The 12082-nt window shown below is 68.9% G+C and carries 7 protein-coding genes; 5 read left to right on the top strand and 2 right to left on the bottom strand.

The annotated features are described in order from the left end of the window. The first annotated feature begins 543 nt into the window (after nucleotides 1–543). Entirely contained in the window at nucleotides 544–3567 is a 3024-nt protein-coding gene (locus VGB60_RS01725) for a TonB-dependent receptor plug domain-containing protein (RefSeq protein ID WP_331036557.1), read from the top strand. Between the two features lie 69 nt (nucleotides 3568–3636). Here the strand turns inward: VGB60_RS01725 and VGB60_RS01720 are convergent, their stop codons facing one another. Continuing rightward, nucleotides 3637–4365 (bottom strand): 2OG-Fe(II) oxygenase, encoded by a 729-nt coding sequence (locus tag VGB60_RS01720; RefSeq protein ID WP_331036556.1) that lies wholly within the window; start codon nucleotides 4363–4365, stop codon nucleotides 3637–3639. After that, the gene (locus VGB60_RS01715) at nucleotides 4362–5849 is read right to left on the bottom strand and encodes a putative 2OG-Fe(II) oxygenase (RefSeq protein ID WP_331036555.1); all 1488 of its coding nucleotides are present in this window, start codon (nucleotides 5847–5849) and stop codon (nucleotides 4362–4364) included. Before VGB60_RS01715 ends, VGB60_RS01720 begins: the two co-directional genes overlap by 4 nt. A 133-nt stretch (nucleotides 5850–5982) precedes the next feature. Here VGB60_RS01715 and VGB60_RS01710 point away from each other — a divergent pair, with 133 nt between their 5' ends. The 4 genes from VGB60_RS01710 to VGB60_RS01695 all read left to right on the top strand — a co-directional run bounded on the left by VGB60_RS01710 (nucleotide 5983) and on the right by VGB60_RS01695 (nucleotide 12061). Next, a complete protein-coding gene (locus tag VGB60_RS01710; RefSeq protein ID WP_331036554.1) occupies nucleotides 5983–7170 on the top strand; it encodes an NAD(P)/FAD-dependent oxidoreductase in 1188 nt (395 codons plus the stop codon). A 122-nt stretch (nucleotides 7171–7292) separates the two neighbouring features. Continuing rightward, complete coding sequence (gene trmD, locus VGB60_RS01705) at nucleotides 7293–8045, top strand: tRNA (guanosine(37)-N1)-methyltransferase TrmD (RefSeq protein WP_331036553.1); 753 nt, start codon at nucleotides 7293–7295, stop codon at nucleotides 8043–8045. 1 nt (nucleotide 8046) lies between these two features. Next, nucleotides 8047–8475 carry a 50S ribosomal protein L19 gene (gene rplS / locus VGB60_RS01700; RefSeq protein ID WP_331036552.1) on the top strand — a complete coding sequence of 143 codons (429 nt, stop codon included), beginning with the start codon at nucleotides 8047–8049 and terminating at the stop codon, nucleotides 8473–8475. Nucleotides 8476–8719: 244 nt separating this feature from the next. Beyond that, nucleotides 8720–12061, top strand: a complete 3342-nt coding sequence (locus tag VGB60_RS01695; RefSeq protein WP_331036551.1) for an autotransporter domain-containing protein — start codon at nucleotides 8720–8722, stop codon at nucleotides 12059–12061. Nucleotides 12062–12082: the final 21 nt, after the last annotated feature.

Genomic DNA, 12082 nt, shown 5'->3' with positions numbered 1-12082 from the left:
TCGTCCACAGGCGCGGGCCGGGACCGCGCGAAACCCTGTCTTCCCGATACCGGTCTTCCCGACCCCGCGCGGCCCGATCCGTCCTTTCCGACCCCGCGGGCCGAGGCCGCGCGCGGCCGTTCAGCCAGCGTCGCTCCACGCGGTGGTATAATGCGGGCCGAGTGTGGGCGGAGACGCCGCCCGCCCTCGTCATCCCGGCGCGCGCCGGGACCGGTCTTTGACATCGCCATCCGCCGCCCGTCCGCCCGAGAACAGGACGCGCGCCTCAACCCGACGACGGACGCTGTCCGGCGCCTCGCCGCGCGGGCGCCTCAGGGGCGGGATTCGCTGTTTTCAGGGCGCCCGACACTCCCGACCCAAGACCGTCCCGAAGGCGCTCTCAGCCGGGTCCGAAGCCAGCTTCAGCGTAGTGTGACCGTAAAGTGACACGATTGAGCCCGTCGTGTTTCACGCATTGCCATTCAGTAACGTTCATCGGACAGTCAGGCTAACCGCAACGGTGTTCGGCGTGCGCCGCTCGCCGGATTTCTCAGGAGGACAATCGTGCGCGCATACCGGACAAAACAGACTCTGCTGCGAACCACCATCTTCGGCGGCGCCATGGCCGCGCTGGCCCTGTCGGCCACGGGCGCAGCCGCCCAGACGGCGCCCCAGACGCCCCCGCAGGAGCCTGGCCAGGAAGAGTCGTCCGACCTCGGCGACGTCGTCGTCACCGGTTCGCGCATCACCCGTCAGGACTACCAGTCGAACAGCCCGATCGTGACCGTCAGCCAGGAAGACTTCCAGGCGACCGGTTCGGTCACCATCGACACCCTGATCAACGACCTTCCGCAGTTCGTGCCGTCGATCAACTCGACGTCGAACAACCCGTCGAACGGCGGCCAGGCCAACATCAACCTGCGCGGCCTGGGCACCCAGCGCACGCTGGTGCTGATGAACGGCCGCCGCATCGTTCCGTCGAACTCGGACGGCACGGTCGACATCAACCTTCTGCCGACCCCGCTGATCCGCAACGTCGAGGTCATCTCGGGCGGCGCCTCGGCCGCCTACGGCTCGGACGCCCTCGCCGGCGTGGCCAACTTCATCCTCGAGCAGAACTTCACGGGCGTTCAGATCGACGCCCAGTACGGCGTCACCGACCGTGAGGACGGCGTCACCGAGTCCTACTCGCTGACCCTCGGCGGCGACATCGCCGACGGCCGCGGCAATGTGGTGTTCTCGCTGGGCCGCTCGACCCGCGACGAAATCTTCAACGCCGCCCGCGACTTCTCGTCGATCTCCGGCCCGTCCGGCACCTCCCCCCTGGGCAGCACCAGCTTCGACTCGACCAACCTGCCGAGCCTGGCCTTCGTCCGCGCCTATTTCGGCGACGCGACCCTGCCCAACACCGGCGCGTTCGGCTTCAACAACGACAACACGGTGTTCAGCTACGTCCGCACCCGGAACTTCAAGAGCCCGGGCGGCATCGACTTCGACGGCTTCGCCAACCCCGGGGTGGCCGACTACACCTACAACACCGGCCCTCTGAACCTGCTGCAGCTGGGCCTGGACCGGTGGAACGCCTATGTCGGCGCGGACTACGAGATCAACGACGGCGTGGAGATCTACGCCAACCTGCTGTTCACGGACTACACCTCGGCCAACGAACTGGCGGCCAGCCCCGCCGCCGGCGCCGTCCCGGCCACCGGCTTCCGCGTTCTGGCGACCAATCCGTTCATCACCCCGGACCTGCGCGCCTTCCTGAACGCCCGTCCGAACCCGAACGGCTCGTTCCTGCTCAACAAGCGCTTCAACGCGCTGGGCGGCCGCCGCGCCACCGAGAACTACGAGGTCTATCAGGGCACCGTCGGCGTCCGCGGCGACCTCGTCGGCCTGCGCGACTGGAGCTACGACGTCTACGCCCAGTACGGCCGGGTGCAGCGCATCAGCGTCCAGAGCGGCAACGTCTCGCGCTCGGCGGTCCAGCGTCTGCTGGACGCCGCTGACGGCGGCGCCTCGCTGTGCGCCGGCGGCTTCGATCCGTTCGGTGAAACCGCACTGTCGCCGGCATGCGTGACCTACATCGGCCGCACCGCCCAGAACGTGACGGACCAGGAACAGACGGTCGTCGAAGGCACGCTGCAGGGCGGCCTGTTCGAGCTGCCCGCCGGCGAGCTGCGCTTCGCGGGCGGCATCCAGTACCGTCAGGACGACTTCCTCTTCCGTCCGGACGCCTCGCTGGCCCAGACCAACCCGATCATCTGTCAGGCGACGGGCGTGCCCGTCACGACCGCCACGCCCTGCACCACCGGCACGACCGGTGGTTCCGAGATCGCGGGCTTCAACCCCAGCCAGCCGCTCTCGGGCACGACCAACTCGACGGAGTTCTTCCTCGAACTGCTGGTGCCGCTGCTGTCGGACCTGCCGTTCGTCCAGCAACTGGACCTGAACCTCGGCTACCGCGTGTCCGACTACAACACCGTGGGCTGGGTCGACGCCTACCAGGCCTCGCTGGACTGGGAAATCACCGACTTCCTGCGCTTCCGCGGCGGCGTCCAACGCGCCGTGCGGGCCCCGTCGGTCGGCGAACTGTTCGCGCCGGTGAACACCAGCTTCCCCAGCGTCGGCGCCTTCTCCGCCACCGGCCTGTCGGGCGACCCCTGCGACATCCGCTCGAGCTACCGGCTCGGGCCGAACGCGGCCGCCGTCCGCTCCCTCTGCCTGGCCCAGGGCATCGCGCCCGCGGCCATCGACGGCTATGTGTTCTCGAACAACCAGGTCCCCGGCATCACGGGCGGCAACCCGGACCTGCAGGAGGAGACCTCGGACTCCTTCACCGCCGGTCTGGTGATCACCTCGCCGTTCAGCAGCCCGTTCTTCTCGGGTCTGTCGGCCTCGATCGACTACTATGACATCGAGATCGAGAACGTCATCGGCACCATCGGCGCCTCGGCCCAGCTGCAGGGCTGCTTCAACGCCCAGGGCCAGAACCCGACCTACGATCCGAACAACGGCTATTGCCAGCTGTTCTCCCGCGATCCGCTGTCCGGACAGGTCAATCAGGCGCGTGAAGTGAACGCCAACCTGGCGACCCTGATCACCTCCGGCGTCGACGCCCAGTTCGACTGGAACTTCGTCCTGGCCGACGTCGGCATGCCCGACTGGGGCACGCTGAACTTCAACCTCATCCTGGGATGGCTGGAAGATCGCCAGCGTCAGGACGCTCCGGGCGGCCCGTTCATCAACCGCACGGGCACCATCGACAGCGTGTTCGGCAACACCTTCCCCGAATGGAAGGCGCTGACCTCGGTCAACTGGCGCAACGGCGGCTTCGGCGTCGGCGCCCGCTGGCGCCGGGTCGGAGAGATGACCCAGTTCGGCACCGCGGTCGAAATCCCCGAAAAGGACTATTTCGATCTCAACGCGAGCTGGGAAATCACCGAAACGGTTTCGCTGCGGGCCACGGTGAACAACCTGCTCGACGAAGAGCCGGCGGTGTACTCGCCGGGCGTTCAGGCCAACACCGACCCGTCGACCTACGACACCCTGGGTCGCCGCTACTCGATCGGCCTGACCGCCAAGTTCTAGGTCAGACAGATCGCCACACGACGGAACGGCGGGGCCCAGGCCCCGCCGTTTCTGTTTGGCCCGCGGCGTTCAGCGACCGGTGCGGATCCAGCCGGTGATCGACAGACGCGGCGCGGCCGCGAAGGCCGAAACCTGGGACACCATGTGCGGCTGCGGCGTCCGGAACAGGTTCAGAGCGTTGAACGCCGGCGTATAGGCCTCTGCGACGTGTCCGTCGTGATCGAGGAAGGCCAGCAGACCGCCCCACGACGGCCGCCACTCCGGGGTCAGGTTCAGCACATAGGCCAGCCGTCGGCCCGCGCCCGCCTTCTCGTCGTCGTGCTCGTTGAGGTAATGACCCGCGCGATACCGCGTCGCCTGCGCGTCGACATAGGCCAGGTCGTCGTGACCCGAGAGGGCGCGGGCGAATGACAGGAAGGCCTCGCCGTTCAGCCAGGCATACAGGTCGCGCAGGGGGCCGGGCAGGGAGTCGCCGTCTCCGGAGTCGACGATGTCGCTGATCCTCAAGCTCTCGAACATGTAGTGGAAGCCCGACCGCGCCTCGTTGTGGGCGGCGGCGAGGAGGGCGTTTCGCGCCGGTTCATCGGCGGCCGCGAACGCGTCGACGGGGATATCGACCGTCGACCCACGCCCGATGGTCGACACCGTCCATCCCCCGGCGTCCCGCAGCGCGGCGGAAAGCGTCTCAGCGCCCGGCGGGGCGAGGAATTGCGGCAGGTGCAGCCGGCCGTAGCGCCCAAACACGGGGGCCAGCCGGCCGCCGTCCAGCGACGGATCGATAGAGAAGCTTGCGCTCATGCGTCCGTCTCCGGCTCGATGTCGAAGGCCACGGTCAGCCGCTCGCCCGATCCGGTGAAGGGCTCGGTGCCGTGCCACAGGAAGGACGGGAACAGCACCAGGCTTCCGGGCTCCGGCCTGACCCAGTGCTCGGCCGGCAGCGAAAAGGCGGCCCCGATGCCCGCGGCGCCGAACCTGATCCAGCCCTCGCGGCCGCCGGCCTCGACCCGAGCCGGCGTCTCGATGTAGACGGCGGACGAAATCCACGCGCGCGGGTGGACGTGGTCGGCGTGTCGCCCGCCCGCCGACAGCTTCACCGACCAGGCGCCCGAGATGCGCCAGTCAACGCCGGTCGCCCGTCCCCGCCAGTCCGGTTTAACCTCGTTGATGTAGGTCTGGACCGGCGCGGTCAGCGCCGCGAAGAGCCGGTCGATGTCGATGTCGCCCGCGGCGCGGGGATCGATGCGGGACTGGGCTCCGTTCAGGACCGATTGCTGAAAGGGATGCGCTCGAAACGAATGCAGCCGCCGGAGGGCCGCCGCCGTGCGCGCCAGCCAATCCGCGCGGTCTGGACCTTCCCCCAAAGGGAACACGCGCACCAGCCGCCGATAGTCGTCGGGGGTGAGAGCGCGCGGGTCGGCGGTCAATCGCCACGCGGTAAGCAGGAGCGCTCGGGCGTGCTGGTTTCCCGGATCGGAGGCCAGACTGCGTTCGAGCCGTGGAGCCGCGGCGTCCGGCCGCCCGGCGGCGATCAGCGCCGCACCCTCGGCGAGCGCCGCTCGGGGATCGTCCGGCGCAAGGGCGGCGGCGCGGCGGGCGTGTTCGAGCGCAAGACCCGGATCGAGGCCCGACGCGGCCGCGGCGGCGGCCATGGCGATCTCCGGTGAAGGCCGCGCTAGCCATGGGCCCAAGGCCTCCAGAGCGGCTGTGTCCCCGGCAGTGTCGCGGAGGATCGACGAGAGAAGAAGCACGGCGTCCTCCCGCGTCTTGGCGAGCTCGACGAGCGGAGCCAGAGGCTCGGTCAGGGCGTCGACGTCGCCGCGCCGCATCCAGATCAGCTGGGCCAAATCCCGGAAGGCGGCGAGAAAGTCGCCACGCTCCGTCAGCGCCGACCTCAGCGCCGCCTCCGCCTCGTCGAGGCGGCCCTGCCCGACCAACGCCCGTCCCAGAACCAGCCAGGTTTCGGGCGCGCGGCCCCCCTTGGCCAGAGCGCGGCGCGCGGCTGCTTCGCTTTCGGCCGCCCGGTCGCAGTCGCCCAGCGCCGCCGCCAGATTGTGCTCGGCCACCGCGCTGGTCGGCCTGCGGCGGGTCAGCGCCTCAAGGGCGGGCGTCGCCTCGGCCGCTCGACCACGCGCCCTCAGCGCGCCGGCCAGCAGCCTCAGGGCGTCGTCCGGCGCCGATGTATCGGAGACCGCCGGCGCCAACGACCGCGCCGCCTCGGCCAGGTCGCCCGCGGCCTGCGCGGCCTGGGCCCGGGCCAGCCTGCTGGACCAATCCTCTGACACGATAACCCCTGCTGACGCCCCCTCAGGAGCCGCCTGACTCTAGCCGCGCGTGGAGGTTTCCAGAAGACGCCTTCGACGGCCCGGCCGCTCGTCGCACTCCCGCTGAGGCGGCTTTGGATGCTACACGCCGCGGATGAAGCCTGAAGACATTGATGTCCTGATCGTCGGGGCCGGGGCGGCCGGGATGATGTGCGCCATCGAGGCCGGGCGGCGCGGGCGCTCGGTGCGCGTGGTTGATCATGCCCGAGCGCCGGGCGAGAAGATCCGCATCTCCGGCGGCGGGCGCTGCAACTTCACCAATCTGGGCGCGGGCCCAGCCAACTTCCTCGGCGAGAACCCGCGGTTCGCGACCTCGGCCCTAAAGCGATACACCCAGCACGACTTCATCAAGCGCGTCGACCGCGCGGGCATCGCCTGGCACGAAAAGACGCTGGGCCAGCTGTTCTGCGACGACTCGGCGAAGCAGATCGTCCGCATGCTGACGGACGACATGCGCGAGGCCGGCGTGGTCCTGTCGCTGGGCACAGCCGTTGAACGCGCCGAGCGCGTTGCCGACGGCTTTGACGCCCGGCTGTCGGACGGTTCGGCGCTGCGGGCCAGTTCGCTGGTGCTGGCCACCGGCGGCAAGTCGATCCCCAAGATGGGCGCCACTGGCTGGGCCTATGACACGGCCCGCGCGTTCGGCCTGAGGGTGACTGAGACCCGCCCGGCGCTGGTGCCGCTAACCTTTGAGCCTGGGCTACTGGACACGCTGTCGCCGCTGGCCGGGCTGTCGGTGGAGGCGGTGGTGTCGCACGAGACGACCCGCTTCGCCGAAGGGTTGCTGTTCACCCACCGCGGCCTGTCGGGCCCGTCGATCCTGCAGATCAGCTCCTACTGGCGCGAGGGCGACGCGATCACGGTGCGCCTGGCTCCCGGCGAGGACGTCCACGCCCGACTCAAGGCCGCGAAGGAGGAGAACGGCAAGCAGATGGTGCACACGGCGCTCGGCCACATCGTGCCGCGCCGGCTGGCCGAGAGCCTCTGCGAGCGTGAGGCCGTGAGGGGCAAGCTGGCCGAGGTCGGCGACAGGGCCCTGCGCCGCCTCGACGCCGCCGTGAACGCCTGGACGGTCAAGCCGGTCGGCTCCGAAGGCTACCGCACCGCCGAGGTGACGCTGGGCGGCGTCGCCACCGACGATCTGGACCAGCAGATCATGGCCGCGAAATCGGTCCCCGGCCTCTACGTCATCGGCGAGGCGGTGGACGTCACCGGCTGGCTGGGCGGCTACAATTTCCAGTGGGCCTGGTCGTCGGGCTGGGCGGCGGGGCAGGTCTGTTAGGGGTGATTGGTGGTTGGTGATTGGTGATTGGTGGATAGCCACGGTTGGGGCTAGAGGGTCAGTCGCCGGACTCCGGCTCACCCACCAACCACCAACCACCAGTCACCAACCACCCCCTCCCCATGCCCTTCACCGCCACCGTCCTGACCATGTTTCCGGAGGCTTTTCCGGGTCCGCTCGGCGTCTCGCTGATCGGCACGGCGTGGCGCGAGCGGGGGCTGTGGAGCCTCGATACGGTTGACATTCGGGGCTTTTCCACAGATACGCGCGGCTTCCTGGACGACACCCCCGCGGGTGGCGGGCCGGGAGCCGTGCTGAAAGCGGACGTAGTGGCCCGGGCTGTCGACAGCCTTTCCGGTCCGCAGCGGCCGCTTTTGTACATGAGCGCCCGGGGTCGGCCCCTGACCCAGGCGCGCGTCAAGGAATGGGCCAAGGCGGACGGGATCACCGTCCTGTGCGGCCGGTTCGAGGGGGTGGATCAGCGCGTGCTGGACGCGCGCGGGTTCGAGGAGGTCTCTGTCGGAGACGCGGTCCTCGCCGGCGGCGAGGCGGCGGCGATGGTGGTGATCGAGGCGTGCGTACGGCTGCTGCCCGGCGTCCTCGGCCAGGCGGACAGTCTGAACAGCGAGAGTTTCGAGGACGGCCTTCTGGAGCATCCGCAGTACACGCGACCGCGGACGTTCGAGGGGCTGGAGATACCCGAGGTGCTTCTGTCGGGCGACCACAAGAAGGTCGCACAATGGCGCGAAGAGCAGCGGCGAGAGACGACCCGGGCGCGGCGGCCAGACCTCTGGACGGCGCATCAGGACAAGACCCATGCGGACCTTGAGTCCGCCAAATCACAGGTAAAGAGCGCAAAAGCTCGAGGAGAATGACATGAACATCCTGCAGACCCTGGCGGCCGAAGAGAAAGCCCGCCTGACCGAACAGCGCCCCATCCCCGACTTCCAGCCCGGCGACACGCTGCGGGTCATGGTCAAGATCAAGGAAGGCGAGCGCGAACGCATCCAGGCTTTTGAGGGCGTCTGCATCGCCCGCGCCGGCGGCGGCATCAACGAGAACTTCACCGTGCGCAAAATCAGCTTCGGCGAGGGCGTCGAGCGCGTCTTCCCGCTGATGTCGCCGAACATCGACGCCATCGAGGTCAAGCGCCGCGGCGTCGTGCGGCGCGCCAAGCTCTATTACCTGCGGGACCGCCGCGGCAAGTCGGCCCGGATCGCCGAAAAGCAGACCGTTCGTCCGGTCAAGGGCGTGGCCGTTCCGGAAACCGGCAAGGCCGAGAGTCCCGCCGACACCGACGCGTAAGCGTCGTCCCGGACCAGAGATCGAGAAGGCCCTGGCGCGACCGCCGGGGTCTTTTTCATGGTCGAGGAGCGAGCCCAGCGCGGCCGTCACCTCGCGCCAGTCGACAGCCATGCCGTGACGCTTGAGTGTCCCTGCCGTCACAGAGTCCTGCTGCGGCATCGTGGCAAGCGAAATCAGGCTGAAATGTGGTTGTAGCGATCGCAGCTCTGGTCCAGCGTCGGATCCTGCCATTCGGGGGAATCCAATGTTTCTGAACGCCAATCTGCGCCGCGCCCTGCTCTGTTCAGCGGCGGTCTGTTCTCTGGCCACGCCGGCGATGGCGGACCCCGGTGTTCCGGCCGCGCCCGCCGCTCCGCTGGCGCCTTCGGAGCCGGCGCCTCAGATCGTGATCTCCAATCCGGGGACGCCCACGACGGCCCGCGATCCGGTGAACGTCAACGGGATCGGCCAGATGGTCGTGGACCAGCAGAACGGCTTCCTCGGTCTGTGCACCGGCTCGCTGATCAACCCCCGGACCGTGCTGTTCGCCGCCCACTGCGTGAACACGCGGGCGGCGACGGCCTATGGCGCGGGCAGCGGCGGCGTGCCGATTTCGTTCGGCTTCCAGACAGACAACCTGCCGGCCCTGCAGCGCTGGTTCAACGCCACGATCGGGGGGCAGGCGAACCCGCTGCGCTATCAGTCGAACCCGGCGCTCAGCCTCTACAACGTCAATCAGGTCCGGTATAACAACCTGTCGCTCGAGCCGGAATCACGCGGCTTCCTGTACGGCGACGTGGCAACGGCGACGCTCGACACGCCCGCCGGCAATGTACCGACATGGGCCCTGCTGTTCTCGCCTCTGACCCCGACGGCCGGCGGCGCGGCCGGCACCGGCTACAATGTCGGCCTCTCGGGCTACGGGTCGAACGGCAATGCGGCGACGGGATCCGTAAACGGGTCCGACTTCCGCCGGCGCATCGCGGACAACGTGGTCGGCGCGCTGACGGACCTGAAGACGTTCGAGACCTTCATCTTCGGAAGTTCGACCAGCCCGACGCAGAACCTCTACTTCCTGGATTTCGACGATCCCCGGCGCGGACAGGCGGGCGTGAGCCCCTTCGACTTCAACGCCTTCCGGGACAACGCGCGCGGGACGACCGAGGGGATCACAGCGGCAGGCGACTCCGGCGGACCGCTGATCCTGCAGAACGTGCAGAACCTGAACCTCGCCATCGGCGTGCTCTCGGGCGGCTACACCCGCTTCTTCAACGGCCAGCCGGCCAACGGCTACGGCACCGTCAGCTTCTACCAGCCGCTGTACCTGTACTGGGACTGGATCGCCGCGAACAATCCCTACCGCTATGTCGCCAATGTCGGCGGCGACCGGCTGTGGACGGACTCAGCCAACTGGGTCACGACCCTGGACCCCAACTATTTCATCATCGGCCCCAACGGCCAGATCGTGAACGGCATCCCGAGCTCGCCCGGCGAGCAGAAGGCCGGCCGGACCGGTCAGTTCGGCGAGATTTGCTTCCAGTCGGGCGGCAATAGCGACTGCCTGAACACCGCCACCGGGACAAGACGGACAGACCGGCGGCCGATCGGCACCGGCGATGGCGACGCTCTTCTTTCGACCGGCGGCGTGAGCATCGAGGCGATGGCCGAGGGGGAAATCACGACCGCGGCGCTTCCCGCCGCCACGCTGGCCAACGGGCTGCCGGGCGCGACCAACTTCGTGCCCAACAACCAGGACCCGATTCGGGCCACCGGCGCGATGGGTCGGTATTTCGACGTCACGCTGAACGCGGCGGGCACCACAACGCTCAACACCGCGGTCACGGTCGACCGCTTCCGCATGTCGGGCGCCAACGCCCGCCTGCAGATCGGCTCCGCCGGCTCGCTGACCAGCCTCATCGATGTCAGCCAACTGACCGGGACCCTGTCGATCGACGGCCAGCTCACTTCGCGCGGTGACTTCCTCATGCTCAGCGGCCTCCTGACCGGCAACGGCCGGCTCAGCGCGCCGTTCGTCACCAATGTGATGGGCACGATCGCGCCCGGCGGGCTGGGCGCCCTCGGAACCCTGACCATCCAGGGCAACCTCGTCCTGTCGTCCGGCAGCCAGTTCGTGGTCGACGTCGGCGCGACGAGCACCGATCGCCTGAACGTCATCGCCGGCTCCGGCCAGACGGGCTCCGCGACCCTCGGCGGCACGCTCTTCCTGAACCCGGTCGCACGTCCGACGTTCGGCGCGAACTACACCGTCCTCTCCGCCGCCGGCGGCGTGTCCTCGACGTTCAGCAACTCCATCGCCGACCTGTCGGCCATCCTCTACGGCGTGCTCAGCTATACGCCGCAGGCCGTCAACGTTCGCATCGCCGCAAGGCCCTTCACCCAGGTCACGGATCCCTCCTCCGAGAGCCAGACCCTGTTCGCGCGCCTGCTCGACCAGAACCGGGGGGTCAGTTACGGGGCCTTGTCCGATCTGTACAACGAACTGGATATGGCCAGCGCGGCGGGCATTCGCTCGACCCTGCAGTCGATGGCGCCTCGCACCGAGGCGGTGAAGCGTGGTCAGGGCATCATGATGACCGAGGCCTTGGCCAACTTCACGACCAGCCGGATGGCCCTTCTCGCCGCCGGGAACGCCGGCGGCACCCTCACGCTGGCCGGCAATCCCGCGGCGCTCGCCTTCAGCGCCGTGCTGGATCGTGACGCCCTGTTCGGCCACGCCCAGACCACCGACGGAACGGTGCGCCGGATCCTGCCGAACGATGTCAGCGCCTTCCTGCAGGCGGGCTACATCGACGGCGGCTCTCGCGCCCTCTTCGCCGGCGAAGGCTCGGACCCCGTCGACGGCTGGTTCGCCTCGGGCGGCGTCGAACTGCATTCGGGATCGGCGTCGCGCATCGGGCTCTCGCTCGGCTACGCCACCACGGACGGAGAGCCCGACGCACTTCAGTCGTCCCAAGGCGAAATGGTCTCCGGAACGGTCTACGCCGTCCACCGCCTCGCGGGAGGGGCGGTTCTTGACGCGGCGCTCAGCCTGGGCGCGCACGACTATTCTTCGGAACGCATGGTCCTGCTGGGCGCCACCCCGTCCACGCTTTCGAGCGAAGAGTCGCTGACTTCGCTCGGCGCCGAACTGGGGATCAGCAAGGTGCTCAATCAGGGCGGGTTCCGGATGACGCCGCGGGCCTCCCTGCGCTCCAGCGCCATCGAGTTCGACGGTGTCGAGGAAACGGGCGGCGCGGCGGCGCTCACGGTCGAAACCGGGAACTACCGAAGCCTTCAGGCCCGGATCGGCGTCGAGTTCGACGCGCCTTACGAGGCCCAGGGCTTCACCATCAACCCGCACATCGGCGGCGTCATCGCGCAGGAGCTCCTGGGGGGCGAGCCGCCGTTCCTGATCGGGTTCGCCAACGGCGCGGGCGGCAGTCTCCCCGTCAGCGGCGCCGATCGCGAGAAGGCGTGGGGAGAGATCAACGCCGGCCTGGAATTCGCCAGCGACAACATGAAGCTGGACCTCTCGGTACAAAGCACCATCGCGCGCGACGATCTCGACTTCCGCACCTACCGCGCCGCCGTCAGCTGGCGCTTCTGAGGGCCTGAGGCGGCGGGCGAG

The organism is Brevundimonas sp. (genome assembly GCF_036399195.1).
Taxonomy (GTDB): domain Bacteria; phylum Pseudomonadota; class Alphaproteobacteria; order Caulobacterales; family Caulobacteraceae; genus Brevundimonas.
Note: the sequence above shows the minus strand (reverse complement) of the source record. Positions and strands in the feature narration are given on the sequence as shown.